Here is a 25515-nt window from a genome sequence, read left to right as displayed (position 1 = left end):
ATATAGCTTTATAGGAGTACCTTTTTGGTTACTATTATTCCGCTTTCCAATTTAATCTTCACGATTACCGATTGTTGGCTCATGGAGATATTTGACGTCATTAAATCATTTGTCCCAATCCCTTTTTGGTTGAATAATTGTCTTCCCAATATATCATAAACCGTTACTTCTTCCAGCGTTTGCAAATACGATTTTATTGTCATTTGACCATTATTACTGGCAACCACAACACTATTGTTTAAAGTGTCAAAATCATGATTGCCTAAAGCCGAACCATCTGTATAGCGCAATATAAATCTGTTGTCAAATCTGCCTCTTTCTGTGGTAAAAGTATAAGGCGATAATTTTAAATCATGAATAATATTCAAAAACTTATCTTCTAAATAAATATTTTGATCACCCACAAACAATCCATCAACCGTTGAAATAGCGACCGAATAACTACCGGATGCTGTGACATTAATACCTAATCTTACTGTATCTGTATTGACAAATGGCAATGTTCTACCTTGAATACAAAATTCTTGCAACTCATAATCTTCTGTGAAGGAATAAAGCTTTAACCCTTTTGCACTGGTAACGGCATCGTATAATCTATCCTTATTATTGGTTGCTTCTGTCACATAACCCACCACTGTTCTGCTAACTTGTCCTTGATCTGAAACAATGTCTAACCAAATTCTACTTTTTTCAACAACATCAGTAGTTTGATTTACTTCATTGGTTGTTCTGTAAAACTGAGAATTGTCATAAACCGAATTATTTAACAAATCACTTCTCATGGCATTATTGAATTCAATGGACTGCGTGGCGGCAGGACCATCGGCCATTAAGACAAAAAATCCTTGACCCGAAGCAATATTTCCATTAAAACCGGTAGGCCCATTGATGGTAGCTGTCCCATTATAAGTGATATAATCATCAGTGTCATAATTATAAGCAAAGTCAGCATAAAAAGGGTCATTTATCAAGGTTGGCTCACTGTCGTGCGTCCAAAGGTTGATAAAACCTTCTAAATTAGTATTTTCATCTAAAAACGCTTCTGCATTTAACGGAGATGGATATGGATTCCCTACCAAATTCCAGTTGTCGTCCCATCTTGTTGTATTGATATTATTAGGATTGGAAGGTTCTGCATCATATGGCAATCCGGTAGTAATACCATCCCCAAAATAAGTTCCTCTGGAAACGTTCACACTCGTAATCGAACCATTGTTGGGCTGACCGTTAAAACTAAAAGGAAGCGTAATCGCTGTGTCTGAACCATTAAAGGTTCGGGCGATATATCCGGTTCCGGTTTGCATTTGAAGTGTTGGAGGAGCTACCCAGTTGCCTTGCGTTAAATTGAAATTATTAAAAAGCGGATTCCAAACATATCGGTAACCATTGGGTAAATTGGCAACATTAAACAACTTCGTCGGCGCACTCCAATACACATAATCAATGTCTTTGGCGGTGTAGTTTCTTCTTATCACAAAACTTGTCCCGGTATAGGTTCCTGTATTGGTATCGATATCATCAACCTGAATCAATTGACCACCACTTTCAATAGTCATAGTACCACTATGATCCAATGTTTTATAGGCTTTTATAAATCCGTTTGTATCTATAGAAACGTCTCTACCGGTTCTTACCGTTAAATTGCCTGTTGCGATTAAGTTATTAGAAACTGCGGTATCAAAATCATTGTCTAAAATAACATGGTGAAAAGTTTCTGTTCCTACTATGTCAGCACTACTAATTAATTGTGGTGTTGTACCAAGAAACTCAACGGTTCCGTTTCCTTCTAAGAAAGCGGCGGTACCAACACTATTGGTCCAATTACCGGTTAGTTTAATGATTCCATCAGCATTACTCGAATTGCCTTCATCCATATCTAATACGCCCGAAGCACTAATACTCAAATTACCATGCACTTCAAGAATATTGTTGGTGCTCGCTTCCACTTGAACTTTCAGGTCGGTAATACTTAAATTATTACAAGTAGCAATATCATTGTAATCATCTGAATAAACTGCTGTAGCATCCACTACTGCATCATTAACAGAGGAAGCACTCAATACTACATCGGTATCATTGTCGGGCACTTTAAGCCCTTCCCAATTCGCACAATTGAACCAGTTTGTGTCAACATTACCAACCCATGAACCTGCCGGATTACTTGGCCCGATAAGGAATGTCTTTGCCGCACGAGTGGTCAAAGAGGACGTAGGGTCTTTGGTATAACCGCCGTTACTTAAAGTCCAATTGGATGCCACATTGCTAACTGCAGTAATGATTTGTCTAATGGTAGCCAAACCGTGTTCTTTATCATTTTCATAAAACCCTGACTCCCCATTTACTAATACACTTTCAACATTAAAACACGTCAAAGCCGCCGGTAATCTTGATTCTCTGGTATTTCCTCCTGAGGAATCTCCATTACAAGCATTTGTTAATGGCACCCACGCCGCTCTATTGGTTAAACCATGCAACAATCTTCCCGAAAGGATATAGTTGGCTTGGTCAACATCAATAGAACCATCTGACACAAAATTCCCTTGAATTAAATACATCTGATCGGAAGCACCGGTTGAAATGTTAGGATTAAAAGTAGTCCCAAAAACCAAAGAACCACTAAAATCAGCTGTCCTTGTAGTAGTCGTAGTACCGGTGATTACCGCTACACTCCCAAACCAATTCGCAGAATTATCTGTGGTGATTACTAAAACAGATCCTGCCGGTATATCCGAAGTTCCATTGTAAGTAATCAAAGCCGTATAAGGTGCCTCTGAAGCATTATCGCCGCCGCCGCCCCATTTATCTGTTCTGTCGTTGGCCACTGCACCGGCTTCATAGCGAGAGTTCACTATAGAAAACTGAGTCCCCGGTTTAATATCAACCATAGTGGCTATTAAATATTCATCGTCGGAACCGGTAGCAACTTGTCCGTCATAACCAACGAAAAGCAACTCTCCGGTATTAAAAATTGTAACCTCAATAATATCAAAATTGGTACTGGTAGCCCCGGTAACAGTTGAAGTAGCAGATAACGTTAAATTAGTTCCAATAACCGTATGCACTATTCCCGAGAATGTTGCAATACCTCCTACTGCCGCAACCGGCGTAACAGCATTCATCGTTCCCGAACTGGTCAAAGAAACCGCATTAGTAAAACCGGTATCTAAGTTGTTACAAGCATCATATGCTCTGACCACTACCGTTGACATACCAAGATCTAATCCGGTTGTGGTAGGCTGGGTTGAAAACACCAATTTGGTAGCTTGTACATCAATAACATTAGTGCCATTGGTAGAAACGGCTGCCGTGAATGCCGACTTTCCGGAACCCGTAGCCGAGAATGTAGTATTCGCATTAGAAATAGAAAAAACAATATCTTCACCATCCAAAGCATCTGCGCCTAAAGGACATTTTAAAGACAGTCGCAACGATAGTGTTTTTGAGGTATTATCGGCCACAGAAACATTTAAACCACTAAACGTTATTTGCGTTCCGGTAACGGTGCCATTAGCAATAAAAGTAGCGCCGTCAAACAATCCTATAGAAAATATAGCATCAGACCAAGTCCCTACTTCGTTACCTGCCGCTTGCGCGATGGTAAATGCGTTTAATATCGTTGGACTAGAATCGGCATCTGCTGAAGCGCCGCCGTCTCTAACCGTGATTTGCCATACTTGAACCCCATTGGAAACATTGGCAATGGTAACCCCATTAACGGTACTGGAAATGGTACCCGCTTCTGAACTTCCAACCGCTATAATATCAGAAGCAGTACTAAGGGATACTGTAGTACAACTTGTTGTTCTAATACCTGCCGCCGTTCTGTAATTAGTAGTGTCCGTAATATTACTAAATACACTGAAAGGCACCAACATAAAATGATAGGTTGTTCCAGGATTTAAGCCGGTTACATTGTAGGTTGTTGCACCTCCTGTAAATCCGGGTGTGTAACCATGAACTGTTGAATTGCCAATGGTGGTTCCGGCAGAATAATAAACGCCGTCTGTCGGAAGACCGGTTGGTGCTGCGCCTGCTCGATATAAAATGAGATAACCATTACCACCAACTGTATTCGCCGCTGTAAAGCTTAAAGAAATGGAAGTTGAAGTAGGTGAAGAACAGCTAAACGTAGCCGGATGGGCTGTAGGTTCAGTCGCCAAAGTATAAAAAGTAGCCGTCAAAGGTATAGCCTGTCGGTAACAAATAGTACCTCCTCCACCGGTATTGTAGGCATAAATCATCACGGTATATTCAGTCCCCGGGGTCAAACCGGTAATGTTGGTCACTGAAGCGCCGGTTCCCCTATATACTACTCGGTTGTTGGTATCTATCTGCCCGGCGGTTGCCCAAGCTAAATCTGGAATGTAATCGGTATTGTCTGTTGGTGCGGTAGCCGCAGCAGCGGTAGGTCTGATGACTACTAAGGAACCAGTTGCCGAGGCTGACTCTGTCCAAGCAATATCAATACCGCCAACGGTTCTGTTGGTAAGCAATATCGAAGTGTCTTGTGCACTTGGATCGCTACAAGGTCCGGTGGCAACAGTAGTACCGTTTAAAACTACGTTATTAAAAGATGAAGAGCTGTCAAATCCACCTGTTCCTCCTGTTGCTGTAGCGCCATATCCATAAAGTCTGAAAGTGGTTGCTGTGGTAATATTGGTTAAGCCTGAAATTGTGATTGTTCTTGCCGTAGTTGTAGAGGCACCACCACTTGTCATTCCTGTAACTGTTCCTAAATCTGTAGCATAACCATCGGCAGAAGAACGAAGGGTTACATTAGAAGGGCCTGTCCCCGACCTGTCCCAATAAAAAACAAGGGAAGTCGGTGTAAAAGAAAAACCTACGTTAGGCGTAACTATAAATTGGATGTAATCATTCCCTGCAATAGCTTCTGCTAAAGTATTATTAGTTGAATTACCTGTATTCCACCAATCACCTCCACCAAAACGGTTACCATTAGCAAGAGCAGATATCGTTCCTTGCGTTAAACTAGCGGCTGCCACATTAGCATCATTGGCAACACTAGGCTCTGTTGTTTCAGTTCCGGCATTTCCAAAAGTATTCCATTGCAAAAGTTGCCCATACGAACTAACAGAGGTCAGTAACAAAACAAAAAAGGCAACGAGTAATAATTTAAATTTCATACAATTTTAATCAAATAGTTTCATAGTTATCTGTTTGGTTTTGACTTAGAAAAAAAAATCAAGCCTGAACAAGTAGAAAAAAGGGCATACAAAACTACTGCTAAAATATTAATTCACAAGCTATTTCCCCCAAGAAAAGATTAACAAATTGTAATTTTATCGGTTAATTAAATCTAAGTCCTACAAAGCCCTTAAAACCTGTAGAACTTTTACAAAAAAAGAACCGCAATAGTTTGACAAACAATAATTTAAATATAAGAATCAAAAAATAATGAACGGCATTATAAAGCTTCTTTTTATCGGTCATTGTACCCCAAAATCAGTTGGTTCACAAAAGAATCCTGAACGCCGGTGTAGCACCTTGAAGCAGTAATGCGAGAGTTAAAAAAGTACTGCTCTTATCCAGAATTGCACTTTCCTAATTAAGAATTGTACTTTCCTAACTAAAAACTGTGCTTTCCTTACTAAGAATCGTGCTTTCCTGCATAAAAACTGTGCTTTCCTAACTAAAAACAGTGCTTTCCTAACTAAAAACTGTGCTTTCCTGATTAAGAATCGTGCTTTCCTGCATAAAAACTGTGCTTTCCTTACTAAAAACAGTGCTTTCCTGATTAAGAATCGTGCTTTCCTGCATAAAAACTGTGCTTTCCTTACTAAGAATTGTGCTTTCCCGATCAAGAATTGTACTGCTCTGCACTAGAATTGTGCTACGGAGCATTGAAACGGTACCCTAAAAAAGTCTATTCCCTTATCCCTTATCCCTTATCCCTCTTCCCTTATCCCTCTTCCCTTATCCCTTTTCTCTTATCCCTTATCCCTTTCCCCTCTTCCCTTTTCTCCATTCCCTCAAAAACCCTTACTTTTGCCTTTCATTCACCGCCAAACATGACCGAAAAACCAACCCTAGCCGAAGCCCAACTCAAACTGGAATATTACTGTTCCTACCAAGAGCGTTGTCATCAGGAAGTGGTCGATAAATTGTACCAACTCGGCCTAAAAAGCGATGAGATTGATGTGATAGTCGTGCATTTGCTACAACACAATTTCCTCAACGAAGAACGCTTTGCCCGCAGTTTTGCCCGAGGCAAACACCGCATCAAATCTTGGGGCAAAATCAGAATCGTCAATGAGCTCAAGCAAAGGCATATTTCGGCACCCAATATCAAAGCCGCACTAACGGAAATCTCCGAGGCACAATATCAGGAAACTTTTCACCAATTAGCCGAACGCCATTGGAACAGCCTAACCGAAAGAAAAGGCGTAAAAAAGAACAAAAAATTCTGTGATTATTTATTGCGCAGGGGTTGGGAAAGCCAATTGGTTTATGAGAAGATGAAGGAACTCGAAAAATAGTTATGAATTATGAGTTATGAGTTAAAAAGATTGAAAAGTTAATATTTTCATTTCTAAGTTGTAGTTGAACCAACTCATAACTTATAATTTATCACTCATAACTCAACAACACACTCACCGCATTACCCCCAAAACCAACCGCGTTAATCAACACTTTACGAATGGTTTTGCGTGGATTAGGTTCAGCGACATACGGAATTCCGATAAACGTTTGGTGTTGCATCATCAACAATGCCAGTTCAATATTCAGCATACCGGAAGCCCCAAAAGTATGTCCGATTTTCCATTTGTTGGTGGTGAGCATCGGCAAGTTATTGCCAAAGATTTTTTGGATGGCTTTGTATTCAGAAGTATCTCCTTTTAACGTTCCCGGTGCGTGCATTACAATCGCATCGACTTCGGCTAATGGAGTATTTCCCAAAGCCATCGCCATCGATTTCTGAAAACACTTGGCCTCTTCTGAGATTGAAATGTTGTGTTCTAAATCGTCCGTCGCATAGCCAATACCGGTGATGTAGCCTAAGGCTTTTGGGCTTTCGCCTAATTCTAAACATGCTATTGAAGCCGCTTCTCCGAGAACCATGGAGTTTTTGGTTTTGGTAAAATCGAAAGCGCGACAAGGCCATTCGGCAAGCTCAGGCTGACAATCATTTGGATTCGCATAAATCTTCAAAGCTTGCATTTGTGCCAACGTAAAAGCGGTCAAAGGCGCTTCACTACCACCGACTAAAAACTTAGTCGCTAAACCCGATTGCAACCAAGCCACGGCATTTAACACCGCATGCAAAGCTGTTGAACACGTAATGGAATGCGATATTTCAGGTCCGGTACTTTTTAAATCGTGTGCTACCCAAGAAGAAATATTACCTAAAGTAGTCGTTGGAGAAGTGAGTGTGGCAGTTTTGCCCGTTTCTAAAAACTCTTGGTGGTACTTTTCAAACAACTGTGTCGCACCACGTGAAGAACCAATGTTGATTCCGAAGTCGTCTCCTTGTTGCCAACCTGCAGTTGCAATCGCTTGGCGCGAAGCCAATATCGCCAGTAAAACTGTTTCGTCTAAGGCTTTGTACTTGATATCTTCTTTGCGCAAGTTATCTATAGCTGTTCTAATTTCCGCCGGAATCATCGCTACAAATTGGCTTTTGCCATTAAAATCTTGGGTTGAAATTAAGGTTTTAGGCGAAAGATAATTGTTCCAAATCGCTTCAGGGTTTTTCCCCAAGGGCGAAACAGAAGCTAAAGAGGTAATGGCGATTTTGGTTTTCAACATGGTAGTATTCTGAAGTGCAAAGGTAGTTATTCTTTGGAAAAAGTGGGCAGTAGCTTTGCGCACTTTGCGTAAAACTTTGCGCACTTTGCGGTTAAATTCGTTACACAGAGACTCACGGAGAAAAAAGGAGATTCGCAGAGAACTTGAAACCTAAAACTTGAAACTCTTAAACCATCTCAACTGCGTCTTCCACTACTTTATATACTCTTTCCAGTTGTTCATTTGAAATAACATATGGCGGTAAAATATAAACGATATTCCCAACCGGTCTTAAAATCACGCCGTTTTCGATAAAGAAATTGTAGAGCTTGGTTCGCATGGTTCCGTAGTAACTTTCGGTGCTGTCGGTTTTGATTTCTAAAGCAAAAATCACTCCGAGTACGCGAGTCGTTTTGACTTTTGGATGGGCTTTCATTTTTTGGGCGAAAGCCAAATGTTGGGTGTTGATTTGGGTAATATTATTTTGCATTTCAGCCGTTTCCAATAATCCGATACTCGCCAAAGCGGCTGCACAACCCGTTGGATTTGCGGTAAAAGTATGACCGTGGAATAAGGCTTTATTGACATCATCGTTATAAAATCCGTCAAAGACTTCTTGGGCAAAAGTAGTAATCGCCATCGGAATCGTTCCGCCGGTTAAGGCTTTTGACAAACACATAATATCGGGTTTGTTGACCAAATAATCCGTAGCGAATGTTTTGCCGGTTTTCCCAAAACCTGTCATTACTTCATCGGCTATCGTAAAAACTTGGTGCTGTTGACAAAGGGCAATCATTTGGTCTAAAACAGCCGGTTCATACATTACCATTCCGGCTGCACCTTGTACTAAAGGCTCGAAGATAAATGCGGCGTATTCCTTAGCAGCAATCAAATCCTGCAAAGCTTTCAAACTGCGTTCCTCATTGCCCACCGTTGGCACCGGAATGCGAACCACTTCTAACAAAGAACCCTGAAACGCTTCAGTATAAAAAGAAATGCCGCTCGCTGCCATGGCGCCAAACGTATCACCGTGGAAAGCATCTTCAAAAGCGATGACTTTGGTGCGTTTTTCGCCTTTGTTGTAATAATATTGCAAAGTGCCTTTGAGCGCCACTTCTACCGCAGTCGAACCGTTATCGGAATAAAAGATTTTCTTTTGGTTGGAAGGCAAAATAGAAATCAGTTTCTCCGACAATTCGACCGCTTTGTTATGTGTAAAACCACCGAATAAAACGTGTTCTAAGGTTGTTAACTGTTCGTAAATCGCATCGGCTATCACTTTATTGGAATGCCCGAAAGGATTGACCCACCAAGACGCAATGGCGTCGATGAATTCCTTGCCGTTATCATCCCAAAGCAAAGCATCTTTGCCTTTGACAATGGCGGGCAACAAGCCCATGGTTTTGTGTTGGGTATAAGGATGCCAGTTGTAGAGCTGGTCTTTCTCAGAAAGTGTCATATGCTATAAACTTAAAAGGTTGTCCCGAAACTTGTCAGCGTAATAAGAAACCACATTCGCATCAAAATAGGGTTCGTTGTCAATTCTGCCGATACATTTGACACCGGTTTTGTTTAGGATAATGTCTTCAGTAGCTTTGTTTTCATCTCCTGAGAAAATGATTCCGGCTACTTTTATCTTTCTATTTTGCAGTGCTTCAAGCGTTAGTAACGTATGATTAATACTGCCTAAATAATGTCGGGAAACAACAATCACCTTATACTCTTTTTGGATTAAATCGATGACGCATTCTGTTTCATTTAATGGCACGAGAACTCCGCCTGCGCCTTCGATAACCAAATAGTTTTTCTCCCGATAGCTATCGGGATTGGTTTCGACAATTTTACTGATATCGATGCGCACGCCGTCTTTGGCTGCAGCCAAATGTGGACTCGCAGGCGTTTGGAGCGCATAGGCGTTCGGATGGAAAACAGATTTGTCATTAGACACCAACGCTCTTACTTTATGACTATCGGAATGGTCTAAATCTCCGGCTTGTATCGGTTTCCAATAATCGGCTTCTAAGGCTTGAGTTACTATTGCGGATGCGACAGTTTTGCCGACATCGGTGCCGATTCCTGTGATGAATATTTTCATGGTATTTATTTAACCGCTAAGTTCGTAAAGTTTGGAACACAGATGACACAGATTTGACAGATTATCACTGATTATTTTAAATTCTTGCGGTCATTAGTGTAAATAAACCTTTTGAACTCAGGAGTTTCACCAAAATTCAATAAGAGTCCAACCTCTATATCTGTTGCTTTCAAGTAATTGATAAGTTGTGCTTTATGAGCGTCCATTAAACATTCACAAGCTTTAAGTTCTAAGATTATAGTGTCATCAATCAGCAAATCTGCATAATATTCTCCAACCACCATTCCTTTATAATAGACCTTAATTTGTTTTTGTGGTTCAACATTATATCCTTGACTCTTCAACTCTAGATACATTGCGTTTTGATATACTTTTTCAAGAAAACCATATCCTAAATTATTATACACCTCATAATAACTTTTCAATATTGCGTCGCTTAGTTTTTTATGTAAAAAATTTGTCATACTCAATTGGTGAAAATCCGTCAAATCTGTGTCATCTGTGTTCCAAAAACAAAAGTACTCAACAATTCCAACACATTTGAAATTTCCGCCTCTGAATTGTAACTGTGCAAGCAAAAACGAAGGCGTTCTTGTCCTTCGGGAACGGTTGGAGATAAAATGGGTTTTACATCAAAACCTTTTTGTTGTAATTGCGTTGCGATTTTCTTCACGGTAGAATTTCCCGGAATGATGGCGCATTGTATTGCTGATTTGGAATAGACAAACATCGGTTTTAATCCTAATCGGAGTTTTTCTTGGTTGAAGAAAAGAATGTTGCTTCTTAACGCTTTCAATGTTTCTTTTTCCTGTGCCAAATGTTGGTAAGCTACTAAAATCGTAGCAACACTATGAGGTGATAAACCAGTGGTATAAATAAAACTTCTCGCGAAATTGACTAGATAACTTTTCAATTCGGCACTGCCTAAAATCGCCGCACCGTGACACCCTAATCCTTTTCCGAACGTCATGATTCGGGCAAAGACTTTGTCTTGTAGGCCTACACTCTGTATTAATCCTTCGCCTTGTTCTCCGAAAACACCGAGCGCATGGGCTTCGTCTATGACTAAGTAAGCGTTGTGTTTTTCAGTCAAGGCAACAAGTTGTTCTATATTAGGACAATCGCCATCCATAGAGAAGACTGATTCTGTGACTATGTAAAGAGTTATGAGTTTTGAGTTATAAGTTATGAGTTTTTGCTGCAAATCCTCCAAGTCGTTGTGTTGAAATTTATAGGCTTTAGCATGGCTCATTTGGATGCCGTCTCGGATGGATGCGTGACAAAGTTCGTCATACAGAATCACATCGTTTCGTTGTGGTACGGCGCTGAAAAAACCCACATTGGCATCATAACCGGAGTTGAAAATTAAAGCGGTTTCGGATTGGTGGAAGTTGGCGATGAAACTTTCTGCTATTTCATATAAGTTATGGTTTCCGGAAATCAAACGCGAACCGGTGGCGCCGTTGGTTTTGATATTCTGATCTAGAAGGTATTGATGGGTTTGATGAAAGATAGTTTCACTATGCGCAAACCCGATATAATCATTGGATGCAAAATCTACCAAGTTCTTGGCTGCCGGCAATTGGCGCAAAGCGTTATTGGCTTGGCGTTGCTCGAGTTTAGTTTGTAGTGATTTTGGGAGTTTCATATTGTCACTTTTTCAATCCATTTATTGTTTCCTTTTTCCGTGGCGTCTAATAAATCGATATTGAGCTTTTGGGCAACCATGACGCCAAATTTATGTGCATGTTCTTTTTCTATAAACGTATACATTTTGTAATGCTTATTTCCTTTGTACCAAAGATTTACCTCGTATTCTTCTTTTGAATTAAAAAATACCGAAACATATTCCAGTTCCGGTACAACGGTCAATACATCACGGGAAAAAGGACCTACGGCATATCTTGAAATCAATTTATTTTTATCAATATCAATTAGAACCGTTTTGGTTATTGATAAAGCGATGCCTGCAACTAAACCGGAAGATATTTTTTTTATGGCATCAGGAATAGTCCTTGCAGGAATACTATCAAGTGTCATGTTGTTACAATAGATAATCAAAAGATAAACGTTATAAATTACACCAGTAAATAGAATAGCAGCCAAAAATACTCGCCACCATGGGATTTCCCCTTGGGCTACCACTAACTCGAATTCCTTATCCTTTTTCATATTTCAAATATAGTAAATAGCCCGGATTGCAACGGCATCCTTTTTATTTCGTTTGCAAAACGAAATAAAAAGATAGAGTGGAAAGCCGGATTGGCTCCTAATAAAAAAGCCCGATATTACTATCGGGCTTCTTCGTTTATACTGAATTATATTAGTCGGCTAATACAATTACTTTGTTGTCTTTCATTTCAATAGTTCCTGAATTGATTTCCAAAGTGTAGTTTTGGTCGTTTACTTTGGTAAACTTCTCGGCTACTTCTTTGCCCAATTTAAAACTATCGGCAACGATTTTCACGGTACCTTGTTTTAAGATAGAAACTATAGGCGCGTGGTTGTTCAATACTTGAAAAGAACCATTCACACCCGGTAAAGAAACCGAAGTAACTTCGCCTTTGAATAAGGTAGCTTCCGGTGATACTATTTCTAAAATCATACTTATTTAGTTATGAGTTATAAGTTATGAGTTATAAGTGAGTCGAAACTCATAATTTATAACTCATAATTCATAATTATATTACGCTTCTGCTAACATTTTTTGTCCTGCTTCGATTGCCTCTTCGATAGTTCCTTTCAAGTTGAAAGCCGCTTCCGGAAGGTGATCTAGCTCACCATCAATAATCATGTTAAATCCTTTGATGGTTTCTTTAATGTCAACCAATACTCCAGGAATACCGGTAAACTGCTCCGCTACGTGGAAAGGTTGAGACAAGAAACGTTGTACACGACGTGCTCTTGATACCGAAAGTTTATCTTCTTCAGACAATTCTTCCATACCTAAGATGGCGATGATATCTTGTAATTGTTTGTATTTCTGTAAAATCTCTTTTACTCTTTGTGCACAGTTGTAGTGCTCGTCACCTAAGATTTGAGCAGTCAAGATTCTTGAAGTAGAATCTAATGGGTCAACCGCAGGATAGATACCTAACTCAGCAATTTTACGAGACAATACCGTTGTGGCATCTAAGTGAGCAAAGGTTGTTGCCGGTGCCGGATCCGTTAAGTCATCCGCAGGAACGTAAACCGCTTGTACAGAAGTAATCGAACCTTTGTTAGTAGAAGTAATACGCTCTTGCATCGCACCCATTTCAGTGGCCAATGTTGGTTGGTAACCTACCGCAGATGGCATACGTCCTAATAACGCGGATACCTCAGAACCTGCTTGTGTAAAACGGAAGATGTTATCCACGAAGAATAATACATCTTTTCCTTGATCAGAACCAGCACCATCACGGAAATACTCAGCGATAGATAATCCTGATAAAGCTACACGAGCACGAGCTCCAGGTGGCTCATTCATTTGTCCGAATACGAAAGTAGCTTTTGACTCTCTCATCCCCGGTTTGTCTACTTTAGATAAATCCCATCCTCCATTTTCCATAGAGTGCATGAAATCTTCCCCATATTTGATAATGCCTGACTCTAACATCTCACGAAGCAAGTCATTTCCTTCACGGGTTCTTTCTCCTACTCCTGCGAATACAGAAAGACCACCGTGACCTTTGGCGATATTGTTAATTAATTCTTGAATCAAAACCGTTTTACCTACTCCGGCACCACCGAATAATCCAATTTTACCCCCTTTTGCATAAGGCTCGATCAAATCGATTACTTTAATACCGGTGAATAAAACTTCTGTAGAGGTTGATAAATCTTCAAATTTCGGAGCTGGTCTGTGGATAGAAATTCCATCTTTTCCTGCTTTTGGCAAATCTCCTAATCCATCGATAGCATCACCAATAACGTTGAACAAACGTCCGTAAACATCTGGACCGATTGGCATTTGAATTGGCGCACCTGTAGCTTTTACTTCTGTTCCTCTGCTCAAACCGTCGGTTGAGTCCATGGAAATCGTACGAACTGTGTTTTCACCAATGTGTGATTGAACTTCCAGAACTAAAATTGAACCATTCTTGTTAATGATTTCTAATGAGTCGTAAATTTTTGGCAACTCAACATCTTTAGTATCAAATACTACGTCAACTACCGGACCGATGATTTGCGAAACTTTTCCTATTGCTTTAGACATTGTTTATGTATTTATTAAATAGCTATTTAGGTTTGAGAAAAACACCTCTTTTTTCAGAGCGCAAAGGTAAAATTTCTATTTCGAAAAATCAATATTTATGTAGAGTTTTTTTGTTTATTTTTTTGACGAATTAGCAATTAAACGCAAAGTAAGCCTTCATCAAAATAAAAAACCACTAGCAAAAGCCAGTGGTTTTGAATATTCTATAGTATTCTTGATTAGAAATTAGCCGGATCTTGTGGGTATAAAATTCGGTAAGTCCCTACATCTACGCCTTTAAAATTAGAACCATAAGTTGTGTTAATCGCTTTCAGGAAGATGTTAGCTATGTAAGCATAACCTCTAGGACTTGGGTGCACTCCATCAAGAGAAAAAGTTGCTCCTGTAACATACGCCGAGGTTAGTGTATAATTATTAGCAACAATTCCTGTAGTGCTTAATTGATCCATAACTACTTTTGCGTCAACGAATGCTAATCCGTTTGCTGTGGCTGCAGATTGTATTGTTTGGTTATAGGCATCTGTTGCTGTTTTAACTTCTAAAATTTCACTTTTAGACAGCACCCATTGGTCTGCTAACGGAACCGAAACCCCATTAATTTGAGCAGGATTCCCGCCTACAAGTGATCCAATAAAAGCTCTTGCCGGTAAAACGATTAAATCTTCATTGGTAGCTTGACGGTAAGATGGAATACCAAAACCGGTTAGATTGGTTAAATACTCATCAACAATAACAACTCTGTTAGTGCTTGAAGCAGAGAACGAAATGGTTCTTTGTGCCACTTCGGCGGCAGTCAATAATCCATTGGATTGCGCAAACAACAATCCGTTATTGTACGTAGCAAATCCAGCATTCAACTGAGCAGCTGAAGTGGCGTTTAACGGAACCGGATTATGTGGTACAGTTGTAAAATAAGGCAAAGTACTTACGTAAGGTAAATTGGCCACAACGCCTTTTCTTCCGCCGGCAACTAATTGACCAACAATTGAATTGTATACCGCATTAAATGTAGCCGGAGCAGTGATATCCGCAGGATTTACCCCTCCTGAAGTAGCATAACCAAGGACATCATTCCCTCCAATCCAAAGAGAAAAGAAGGTTGGATCTTGAGCTAAGGCATCCTCTAAAACTGTAGCGGTAGGTGACGACGCAAACCTAGCAAAATAAGGGTTCCCTGCAACGCTACCATAACCTGAAAAAGTCAAGTGGAAACTTTTGGCACCGGGAATTCCCATATTGTTAAAACTTCCCGACAAATGCGTAGAGATATCAGTAGATGAAACTCCGGAAACCGGCAGTGGACTACTAGTAACTGCATTGAACCACAATCTTGGTCCATATGCTGATATTTGCGCCCCTCCAGAACTAAATCCTCCAATGTTATCATTCATAAAAGGATTAGTAAACTCACCACCTCCTACTAAAGCAAATTGTGAAGCAATAATATTTGGATATGAATTTTTTTGTCCTTCCATAAATAAAGCATTATCTGAAAATCCTGCCGCAAAGGAATCCCCAAGTGCAACATATTTAGAGAAATCAGCTGTTCCTGCCGTAAGCGGTGTTCCGTCTGTTGAATTTGGATCAGCAACAAATTCATCATCACTATTACATGCCACAAAGGTTAAGGAAACCAAGAGTAGCCATTTAAAATTTTTTATCATAACTATTATAATTTAATAATTTGGTTTGAATTATGGATTGATTGTTAAAGACAAGAAATATTGTTGACCAATTAATCCAGGCCCGATAAGTTGTCTGTATTCTTTTCCACCTAAGTTCGTTGCTCCAGCTTTTATAACTGATTTTAAACTCGGAAGACCATAACTGATTTGTGCATCAATAACAGTTACTGCATCTATCATCCCATCAGCGAAAGTTGATTCCCAATAATACTCATCACTCCATCTTCCACTTACATTGAATCCAAAGTTTTTGAATAAATTATCGTTACTGAAGCTGGCTTTAACTCTGTGTTTAGGAGTATTAAATCCGGCTTCGAAACTTGGATCTTGCGCTTGATCAAAATCAAACTCTGCGTAGTTGTAGTTAGCAGAAACCTCGAAATTTTTTGGTAATTTTTTTGATATTCCAACTCCAAATCCCAAGGATTTGATTTCAATATCGGTATTAGTATACAATTGAAAAGCTCTGGTATTTCCTGTAGCTAAGGCATCTACTGATTGAGCTCCCGGATCTGTTGGCCCTAATAAAGGATTAGGAGCGTCTTGTGCAGTTCCGTATAATGGTGCCACTACGGTTAAGTTTCCGATAAAATCATTATAGATATTATAGTAACCATTGATATCATAAGTAAAACCTTTTACTTCGCCTCTGTATCCTAATTCAAATGCTTTTACGGTTTCAGGTTTTACTAAGTCTACATTAGTTCTTACCAATAATGCAGATGCCGCAATTGGATCAGTTGGTGCTAATGCAGCAAATGCTTGAGCAGATTGCGCTGTGTAAGAATTAAAATAAGCATCATTCCCATCAATTGTTGTTGTTCCTCCAACTAATGCTTGTCCTAAAGGAGAAGTTACCGGAAGTGTTTCAATATATCTTGTTAAGTTATCCGGTGCAGAACCTAGTAAAATAGCATTCCCTACGTTGAATCCAATATATTGGTCTTGGGTTGTTGGGTTACGGAAACCGGTTTGGAATGAACCTCTGAAAATATGATTTTTAGCTTCTCCCGCGCTGTATACTAAGGAAATTCTTGGCGAATAATTTCCGTCAAAATTTTCAGCTTTGTCATAACGAACAGAACCTGTAAATTTCAAACGGTCTTCCATTAATTTTTTCTGAACCTGAGTATAAACTCCATACTCATCATACTTAATTCCGCCAAATTGTGGTGTGTCCGTATAAATTCTTCCGAAAGAGTTTAACTCATATCTTCTGTAAGAACCACCAACTTGAATTTCGGCTACTTTGATTAAATCTTTGAAGTTATAATTAGCATCTGAATGGTAAATTTTTGAATTGTCCACCAATTTTGAACCGGATAACACGTCAGGATTAGATGTTACTTGATTGAATGCATTTTGGAATTCAGGAGTGCCCGGTAAAAATCTTCCGGTATCAGCAACGTTTCTTGCATTGGCGTGAGCTTGAGATGGTGTTGCTCCACCTAAAGTAGATTGCACATATGCACCAGCATATTGTCCAAACCAAGTAGCATCAGGCTTCCATGCCCTGTTGATATTAAGTCCGGTGAAAAGCATATCATAAGAACTTCCACCATCTTCTGTCGTGAAATAACCTCTTACGAAAAAGTTTTTCCCGGTAAGTTCTAATTTGTGTTGTTGCATGGAAAACCCATTCAAATAGTAACGATTCGCTCCTTGATAAACAGAATTTCCGAAACCGAATTTACTTTGCCAAATTACTTCAAGATTTTCGTTTCCGAAAGGTCTTAAGTGTAAAGAAAAATCAATTTTAGCATTTCTAACTTCGTTATCCGTTAAATCTACTTCGTTATAACCTGTTCTTGAAACGTTTTCATTTGGGAGTAAGTTTAAAGCTGAGGCAGGAAGTAAACCTAATCCAACCAATGTTTGTCCAACACTCTTGATATTGGTTGACGCTTCATCTCCATAAACATTGATACCATTATAATTGTGGTGACTTCTGTCTCTTCCGTCAACTGTTCTGTCATCGTAATCTGTTGCCCACCACTCGGTACCTTTCATGTAAGTGAAATTGGCTTTGGCCGCAAAATGCTTAGAAAAAGCATGTGCTACTCTTACCCCATAATCTCTATAATCGTTAGAACCGGCCGCTTTTTGACTGGTGGCTCCATATTTAACATAAGCAGAAATACCTTGGTATTTGAATGGACTTTTACTATTCATAAATAAAATTCCGTTAAAGGCATTAGCACCATATAAGGCAGAAGACGCACCCGGAAGCAATTCCACGCTGGCCACATCTATATCTGAAACCCCTATAAGGTTACCTAAAACGAAGTTCAACAATGGTGAAGAGTTATCCATACCATCAACCAATTGCATAAAACGCGTATTGGCTACCGTTGCAAATCCACGAGTATTGATTGATTTGAACGACATACTACTGGTATTCATTTGAACTTCTTTCAAATTTTCCAAGCCATCGTAGAATGTAGGCGATGCTGTTTTTTTGATATCTCTGATAGTCATTCTCTCGATAGTTACCGGAGATTCTCTTACCTTCTCAGGTGTTCTCGAGGCAGAAACTACAATTTCATCTAATTGTGTTTCTTGTTCTGACAATGAAACACTTACTTTTTGGTTGTTGGAAGTTACACTAACCGTTGAAGAACCATAACCAACACTCGACACTTCAATGTCAAACGGCGGTTTTTTGGTAGTGGTTAAGCTGAAATTTCCATCACTGTCAGTAACTGTTCCTGCACTTTCACCGGATACTTTAACATTGGCTCCAGGAATTGGTTGGTTTTTGCTGTCTTTTACCGAACCAGATATTGACGTTTGCGAATAAGTAATGCCGCAAAAAAACAATGAAAGGATAAATAAATAAATCTTCATTTGGTTTTAAATTTTGTTGGTTTATGTAGCCAAAGTACAAATATTTTTTTTACATCCTCAAAAAAATAGTCATCATTTTAGCAATAATCAATTATTTGGTTTGAATATTGATAATTCAACAACATCCGGCTTTTTTAAGGTTTTATTAACTTTTTGACACTATTGCTAAAAAAAATACTATGCATACATACAAAACGAAGATTCTTTTAAATTAATCACAAATAATTAGCAAAAAAAAGGCGAGAATAAATCTCGCCTTTTTGTGTTTTTTGTAGTAAAAAAATTATTCAACTGTTACTGATTTTGCCAAATTTCTTGGCTGGTCAACATTACAACCTCTCATTACCGCAATGTGATAAGACAATAATTGCAATGGAATAGTTGTAATTAAAGGCGATAAAGCATCCGAAGTTTCAGGAATTTCGATTACGTGATCCGCTAATTCTTTTACTTGTGTATCTCCTTTAGTCACCACGGCAATAATTTTACCGCTTCTTGATTTTATCTCTTGAATGTTACTAACTACTTTATCATAATGTCCTTGCTTTGGTGCAATCACTACAACCGGCATTTGCTCATCAATCAGCGCAATCGGACCATGCTTCATTTCTGCTGCTGGATAACCCTCGGCGTGAATATATGATATCTCTTTTAATTTCAACGCACCTTCCAAAGCTACCGGGAAATTATAGCCTCTTCCTAAGTAAAGACAATTGGGTGCATCTTTGAATATCGCTGCAATTTCTTTCGCTCTATCATTGGTTTCCAATGCTTCTTTTACTTTGTCCGGAATGACTTCTAATTCTTGTAAATAACGGTGGAAATCTGAATTAGAAAGCGTTCCTTTGGCTTTAGCCAAACGCAAAGCAATCATTGTCAGCACCGTAATTTGTGTGGTAAATGCTTTGGTAGAAGCCACCCCAATTTCCGGGCCTGCATGGGTATAAGCTCCGGCATGCGTTTCTCGTGAAATAGAAGAACCAACCACATTACAAACTCCGAAAACAAAGGCACCTTTTTCTTTGGCCAACTTAATCGCTGCTAAAGTATCGGCTGTTTCTCCGGATTGTGAAATTGCGATTACTACATCTGTAGGATTTATGATTGGATTTCTGTATCTAAATTCGGAAGCATATTCTACTTCAACAGGAATTCTAGTGAACTCTTCAAAAATATATTCCGCTACCAGTCCGGCATGCCATGAAGTCCCGCAGGCTACGATTAATATTCTTTGGGCGTGAAGGAATTTTTCAAGATTATCTTCTACACCCGCCATTTGGATGATCCCTTGATTGGCTAATAATCTTCCACGGTAAGTATCTTTGATTACATTAGGTTGTTCGTAGATTTCTTTTAGCATGAAATGATCGTAACCGCCTTTTTCAATTTGCTCCAAATTCATTTGAAGTTCTTGAATATAAGGATCTACTAATGTATCGTCTTTAATTTTTCTGATTTTTAAAGGCTTGTTCAATCTTACAATTGCCATTTCTTCATCTTCTAAATAAATGGCATTAGAAGTGTATTCAATAAATGGTGAAGCATCAGAAGCGATAAAAAATTCATCTTGTCCAACGCCAATAGCCAATGGACTTCCCAATCGGGCTACAACAATTTCATCCGGCTTTTCTTTATCAAAAACACAGATGGCATAAGCGCCAACTACTTGGTTTAAGGCTATCTGTACTGCTTTCCCCAATTTAATGTTTTCCTTTTTCTTAACCTCTTCAATTAAATTGATTAACACCTCTGTGTCAGTGTCAGAGGTAAAAGAGTAACCTCTTTTCAGCAATTCTTTTTTTAACGGCTCATAGTTTTCTATGATTCCATTGTGGATAATTACCAAATTGCCCGAATTGGAAACATGTGGGTGAGAGTTAACATCATTTGGAACACCATGGGTTGCCCAACGGGTGTGACCCATTCCGATTGTGGCTTTAGACGTTGCTAATCCTTTTGATTTTTCTTCAAGATCAGAAACTTTTCCTTTGGTTTTAGCTATGCTGACATCTTTACCGTCACAAAGCATAATCCCGGCACTGTCATAGCCACGATATTCTAATCTTTTCAAACCTTTTATTACTATTGGGTACGCTTCTCTGTAACCAATATAGCCAACAATTCCACACATAACTTTAAGTATTAATCAGGTTTTGTATAATAAATTTCAATTTTTAATCTCTTGTCGTAATTTGGATCCCCAACAGGAATGTTAGTACCATATAATATGGTTCCTGTCGGACTCAAAACAGACATACTTGGAGCGTATCCAGTAGTAACGTTAGCCGTTCTCAACTTAGAAAAACCAATATTATTAATGGTTTCCGTTACCGAAAGCCCTAACCTTACATTAGTCGAATCATTTGCAATCATATTTCTCAGATGATTAGTAATTCTGACTTTATATTTAATTCCTCTACCATTTTCAACATCTTCTCTTTCAATAAGTCCTCCATGAACTATCTTACTAAGTTTAGGATTAAAAGAACTGGAAGAAGAATCAAAGATATAATCAACCAATGTTTTTCTGTTGTTTAAATCATACAAAAAGATACGATCAGGCTCTACTGATCTGGCATCTAACATGGCTGTTCTATCAATGTAAAAAGTAAGATTGGCTTCATTAATCAACCAGCCATTCGCTTTAATAGCTTCTATTTCATCTGCAATTCCGTTGTTATCAGCATCAGCTCCAAATACATCAATAACAGCTACAGAACCTTGTCCTCCTTTTAAATAAAGTTTAGAAGCTTCTTGACTACTATTGGCCGCTGTTAAATAATCAACATTTTCATTAGAATTATTAAGCAAACTAACGGTATTCCCGGTCATACTCATAGTGAGTGTTTTGAATTGTCTTTCAAATGTAGTGACATTGTCAACTGTCTTTTTAAGGTCCTCATTATAGTAAACCGTGATTTTCCCACCTTGGAAGTTCATCATAGCCATTTGTCCCGGATTTCCATTCTCCACCTTGAAATACAATCCTCTAAAATAATTTTTAAACACGGCATTGTTAACCAACTGTCCGCTTGGGGCATTCAAAAGTAAATTAGTGAAAACGGTTTTGTTTAGGTGCAAACGCATAGAAGGCGCGAACCTCGTATCTACTGACACGGGCGGTTCTGCGTTATTCAAAGCTGAAGTTTTGTGCTCTCTTTTGTCAAAATAAAACTGAGTATTCTCATGCCCATTAGCATTATTGCCTGAAAGAGGTGCGTCATTCAATAAAATCGGAATCTTATTGTTGTCTATGTCACTATCCATATCCGTATAATAAAGCTGACGCTCACCAAGGGATTGACTAGGATCTAAATCTCTTAGAAAATAATTAGATTGATAAATACTTAATTTGAATTTAGAATTTTCCGGACCGTAAATTGAATCCAATTTATAGGTAGTATGTATTTCTGTTTCACCATCAACTTCAACTTCTTCTACTTCTTCCACCTTACTGTAATAAGGAATATTTAAAATGATACTGTCAATTACTGTCGGGTCAATATCATAATTTTCAGGATCAACATTGTTAAAGGTTGGGTTTTCGCTGTCTAATTCAACTTGGGTCACAAAATTGGCCTGGGTTGTCCCAAAAGCAGGATTATTATAAAACCCAAGTGGATTTATGGGTAAATTATTAGACGAAATCGGGCCCAATTTTTGATTGTAAGCTTTCACAGACGCATCGGTGTATCTTTCAAAAAGAAAATGATCATCACCAACAATATCTGTTCCTAATTCGTTAAAGTCTTTGTCACAGGAAGCAAAAAGCAAAACGGCTGCAAAGCCAAATAAAATCTGTTGTAAATAGGATTTTTTAAACATAAATCTTAATAATTATTTTTAAGGAAGCATCTCCTTATAGAAATTGGTATATGCTTCTGAAAATTTGTCTTTCGAGGCGAAAGGTAAAAAAGGTTTTCCTGAAGATTCTATAAATTTTGTTAAACTTGAAGACAGGTTTTCAGAGGCAATAATAACGGCGTCCGAGTGCATCACAGAAGACTTGATTAGGTTTTCATAGTTAGGCAATTCTAAATCTTGGATAGCGTCATGCGGAATGTTATCAAACTTAATTTTGTTAATCATTTCCGTATTTAAAGTGCCGTCAAAAGACTGACCATAAACCGAAGTCACAATTTTAGTATCCGAAAACAAAGCTTCATCTTTATAGTAGTGCTTCATGTAAACCGGCAACAAACCGGCCATCCAACCGTGAACGTGAATAATATCGGGAACCCAATTTAGTTTTTTAACGGTTTCCACTACGCCTTTGGCAAAGAAAATAGCTCTTTCGTCATTATCAGGATACATCACGCCATCTTCATCGCTGAACGTAGCTTTTCGCTTGAAGTATTCATCATTATCAATAAAATAAACCTGAATTCTCTCTTTTGGAATAGAAGCCACTTTGATAATCAAGGGCATATCCAAATCATTAACTACTAAATTCATTCCTGACAATCGGATAACCTCGTGTAATTGATGCCTTCTTTCATTGATATTTCCATATCTTGGCATAAATATTCTTATTTGCCCGCCTTGATCATTAACCATTTTAGGAACGTCATACGACATTAAAGAAACCTCATTCTCAGCCAGATAAGGCACCACTTCAGATGATACATACAATATCCTCTTATCTTCCATAATCTATTTTACTTTATTTATTGGCAATAAAAAACAGGCAAAAGTACAAAAATTTATGCAGTTATTTATGAAAATAGTAAGTTTGCAACTCATTTACCGAAAGCCAATGCTCATTTTTAACAATCAAAATGAATTAGTTGCTCACTTAGCTTCTGTTTCAAACACAGCAACCACCATTGGTTTTGTACCTACTATGGGCGCACTTCATCAAGGACATTTGTCTTTGCTGTCCGAAGCCGTGACCAACAATTCAATCACGGTGATCAGTATTTTTGTCAATCCGACGCAGTTCAACAATCCGGAAGATTTAGCCAAATATCCCAGAACTTTAGACGCTGACATCGAAAAAATAAAAACCGTTTCAGATAAAATAATCGTTTACGCACCAAGTGTAGATGACATTTACAAAGGCAATACCGTTTCCCAACCTTTTGATTTTGATGGTTTGGAAAACCAAATGGAAGGCCAATTTCGTCCAGGTCATTTTAATGGCGTTGGAACCATCGTAAAAAGACTTTTCGAAATTGTAAAACCAACAAATGCTTATTTTGGCGAAAAGGATTTTCAGCAGCTGCAGATTGTCAAAAAAATGGTTGAGAAAGCACAAATGCCAGTACAAGTTATTGGTTGTCCTATTTACAGAGAAGCGAACGGATTAGCCATGAGTTCAAGAAACGAAAGATTATCCGAAACCGAGAAAAAGGAAGCAGCAATCATCTTTAAAACCATTTCGCATGCCAAAAAACTATTCGCTACAAAATCAGCAACCGAAGTAACAATTTGGGTCAAAAAAACCTTTGAGAAAAACCAAAACTTTGCCTTAGAGTATTTCCAAATAGCGGATGAAGCCACTTTGTTACCATGTATTCGAAAAAACAAAACCAAAAAATACCGCGCTTTTATCGCAGTTTTTATCAACAATATTAGATTGATTGACACCATATCACTAAATTAATTTAACTTTGCCCCATGCAAATTGAAGTAGTAAAATCGAAAATTCATCGTGTAAAAGTTACCGGAGCCGACTTGAATTACGTCGGAAGCATCACCATTGACCAAACTTTAATGGAAGCTTCTAACCTGATTGAAGGTGAAAAAGTATCTATAGTTAACGTCAACAATGGCGAACGTTTTGACACTTATGTTATACCGGGAGCTAAAAATTCAGGTGATATTACACTCAATGGTCCGGCCGCCAGAAGAGTACACAAAGGCGACATCATCATCATCATGTCGTATGCTTTAATGGATTTCGAAGAAGCCAAAACCTTCAAACCTTGGTTGGTTTTTCCCAATGAAAAAGACAATTCTTTGACCTAAATCACTTGAAAAATCAAATTCGTAAATGGCTGACTATTCTTATTCCTCTTTTCATAGGAGTCGCTATTATTTACTATCAATACACCACGTTAAAACCTGACGAAATTGACAAAATAAAAGAGAGTTTTCAGAAAGCGAATTACTCTTATATTTTTCTGTCATTATTGGTTGCCTGTGTTGGCTACTGGTCAAGAGCTTATCGCTGGAAATTTGCCTTGAATCATTTGGGCTACCACACCAAATTTTACAACAATTTCTTTACCGTAAGTGTTTCTTATTTGGTCAACTTAACGGTACCGCGTTCAGGCGAAATCTCTCGTGCCGCTCTTTTGAAAAAATATGAAAATGTACCTTTTGACAAAGCTTTTGGAACCATTGTTGCCGAGAGAATTGTTGATTTGTTGATTTTCTTATTGTTTGTCTTTATTGGATTTGTTTCTCAGTTTGACGAAATTTATAAGTTCCTATTAAGTAAAAATGTCTCATTACAATCGTTAATCTATTACGGTGTTGCGGCTGTAATTTTAGGCATCATTTTTTTGCTGATTTGGATTTATGCTGAATGGCCAATCATCCTAAAACTAAAGAAGAAACTATCGGGATTGATTGAAGGCATGACAACTGTGGTGAAAATGAAATCAAAATGGGAATACCTTTTTCACTCTTTTTTTATCTGGATTTCCTACCTGACGATGTTCTACATTGCCATATTTGCTTTACCCGAAACTTCTGAAATCAGCTTTGACATCGTTATTATGGGCTTCATTTTTGGGAGTTTGGCTGTTGGTTTTTCCAATGGTGGATTAGGTGCTTATCCTTTTTCTATCGCTTTAATTTTCTCGCTTTACGGTATTTCAAATGATATTGGAATTGCCTTTGGTTGGCTGGTTTGGACCTCGCAAACTATCTTAGCCATTCTTCTCGGACTGATTTCCTATGTTTTGCTTCCGGTGTTCAATAGAAAAAAATAATTT

18 protein-coding genes are annotated in these 25515 nt (G+C 38.5%); 4 read left to right on the top strand and 14 right to left on the bottom strand.

Features of this window, described 5'->3' with window-relative positions; all coding sequences use genetic code 11:
- Positions 1-8: 8 nt before the first annotated feature.
- Positions 9-5144, bottom strand: a complete 5136-nt coding sequence (locus C8C84_RS04520; protein WP_121312401.1) for a T9SS sorting signal type C domain-containing protein — start codon at positions 5142-5144, stop codon at positions 9-11.
- Between the two features lie 885 nt (positions 5145-6029).
- Here C8C84_RS04520 and C8C84_RS04510 point away from each other — a divergent pair.
- Positions 6030-6497, top strand: a complete 468-nt coding sequence (locus C8C84_RS04510; protein WP_121314968.1) for a regulatory protein RecX — start codon at positions 6030-6032, stop codon at positions 6495-6497.
- Positions 6498-6588: 91 nt separating this feature from the next.
- On the opposite strand, the gene C8C84_RS04505 is transcribed toward C8C84_RS04510, so the two are convergent.
- From C8C84_RS04505 to C8C84_RS04445, 13 genes are all read right to left on the bottom strand, one after another.
- Positions 6589-7764: a beta-ketoacyl synthase N-terminal-like domain-containing protein gene (locus C8C84_RS04505; RefSeq protein WP_121314967.1), complete on the bottom strand. Its 1176-nt coding sequence runs from the start codon at positions 7762-7764 to the stop codon at positions 6589-6591.
- Between the two features lie 169 nt (positions 7765-7933).
- Positions 7934-9205: an adenosylmethionine--8-amino-7-oxononanoate transaminase gene (gene bioA / locus C8C84_RS04500; RefSeq protein WP_121312399.1), complete on the bottom strand. Its 1272-nt coding sequence runs from the start codon at positions 9203-9205 to the stop codon at positions 7934-7936.
- 3 nt (positions 9206-9208) lie between these two features.
- The gene (gene bioD, locus C8C84_RS04495) at positions 9209-9841 is read right to left on the bottom strand and encodes a dethiobiotin synthase (protein ID WP_121312398.1); all 633 of its coding nucleotides are present in this window, start codon (positions 9839-9841) and stop codon (positions 9209-9211) included.
- Positions 9842-9912: 71 nt separating this feature from the next.
- Complete coding sequence (locus C8C84_RS04490) at positions 9913-10305, bottom strand: GxxExxY protein (protein ID WP_121312397.1); 393 nt, start codon at positions 10303-10305, stop codon at positions 9913-9915.
- Positions 10306-10325: 20 nt separating this feature from the next.
- Positions 10326-11489, bottom strand: a complete 1164-nt coding sequence (locus C8C84_RS04485; protein ID WP_121312396.1) for an 8-amino-7-oxononanoate synthase — start codon at positions 11487-11489, stop codon at positions 10326-10328.
- Complete coding sequence (locus C8C84_RS04480; RefSeq protein WP_121312395.1) at positions 11486-12013, bottom strand: hypothetical protein; 528 nt, start codon at positions 12011-12013, stop codon at positions 11486-11488. Before C8C84_RS04480 ends, C8C84_RS04485 begins: the two co-directional genes overlap by 4 nt.
- Positions 12014-12164: 151 nt before the next feature.
- Complete coding sequence (locus C8C84_RS04475) at positions 12165-12446, bottom strand: F0F1 ATP synthase subunit epsilon (RefSeq protein WP_121312394.1); 282 nt, start codon at positions 12444-12446, stop codon at positions 12165-12167.
- 81 nt (positions 12447-12527) lie between these two features.
- Positions 12528-14039, bottom strand: coding sequence for a F0F1 ATP synthase subunit beta (gene atpD / locus C8C84_RS04470; RefSeq protein WP_121312393.1), 1512 nt, complete (start codon positions 14037-14039; stop codon positions 12528-12530).
- A gap of 218 nt (positions 14040-14257) precedes the next feature.
- The gene (locus C8C84_RS04465) at positions 14258-15703 is read right to left on the bottom strand and encodes an SGNH/GDSL hydrolase family protein (protein WP_121312392.1); all 1446 of its coding nucleotides are present in this window, start codon (positions 15701-15703) and stop codon (positions 14258-14260) included.
- Positions 15704-15733: 30 nt separating this feature from the next.
- Entirely contained in the window at positions 15734-18571 is a 2838-nt protein-coding gene (locus tag C8C84_RS04460; protein ID WP_121312391.1) for a TonB-dependent receptor domain-containing protein, read from the bottom strand.
- 283 nt (positions 18572-18854) lie between these two features.
- Positions 18855-20702, bottom strand: a complete 1848-nt coding sequence (gene glmS, locus C8C84_RS04455) for a glutamine--fructose-6-phosphate transaminase (isomerizing) (RefSeq protein WP_121312390.1) — start codon at positions 20700-20702, stop codon at positions 18855-18857.
- Between the two features lie 11 nt (positions 20703-20713).
- The gene (locus tag C8C84_RS04450; protein WP_121312389.1) at positions 20714-22396 is read right to left on the bottom strand and encodes a DUF4270 domain-containing protein; all 1683 of its coding nucleotides are present in this window, start codon (positions 22394-22396) and stop codon (positions 20714-20716) included.
- Positions 22397-22414: 18 nt separating this feature from the next.
- A complete protein-coding gene (locus C8C84_RS04445; RefSeq protein WP_121312388.1) occupies positions 22415-23221 on the bottom strand; it encodes a glycogen/starch synthase in 807 nt (268 codons plus the stop codon).
- 106 nt (positions 23222-23327) lie between these two features.
- Here C8C84_RS04445 and panC point away from each other — a divergent pair, with 106 nt between their 5' ends.
- Genes panC through C8C84_RS04430 form a run of 3 tightly spaced genes read left to right on the top strand, consistent with a single transcriptional unit; the run spans position 23328 to position 25512 of the window.
- Positions 23328-24176 carry a pantoate--beta-alanine ligase gene (gene panC / locus C8C84_RS04440; protein ID WP_121312387.1) on the top strand — a complete coding sequence of 283 codons (849 nt, stop codon included), beginning with the start codon at positions 23328-23330 and terminating at the stop codon, positions 24174-24176.
- A 14-nt stretch (positions 24177-24190) separates the two neighbouring features.
- The gene (panD, locus tag C8C84_RS04435; RefSeq protein WP_121312386.1) at positions 24191-24541 is read left to right on the top strand and encodes an aspartate 1-decarboxylase; all 351 of its coding nucleotides are present in this window, start codon (positions 24191-24193) and stop codon (positions 24539-24541) included.
- A 5-nt stretch (positions 24542-24546) separates the two neighbouring features.
- The gene (locus C8C84_RS04430; protein WP_121312385.1) at positions 24547-25512 is read left to right on the top strand and encodes a lysylphosphatidylglycerol synthase transmembrane domain-containing protein; all 966 of its coding nucleotides are present in this window, start codon (positions 24547-24549) and stop codon (positions 25510-25512) included.
- The last annotated feature ends 3 nt before the right edge of the window (positions 25513-25515 follow it).

The organism is Flavobacterium sp. 102 (assembly GCF_003634615.1).
Lineage (GTDB): Bacteria > Bacteroidota > Bacteroidia > Flavobacteriales > Flavobacteriaceae > Flavobacterium.
The sequence above is the reverse complement of the archived record's forward strand: the minus strand, read 5'-3'. Positions and strand labels throughout refer to the sequence as shown.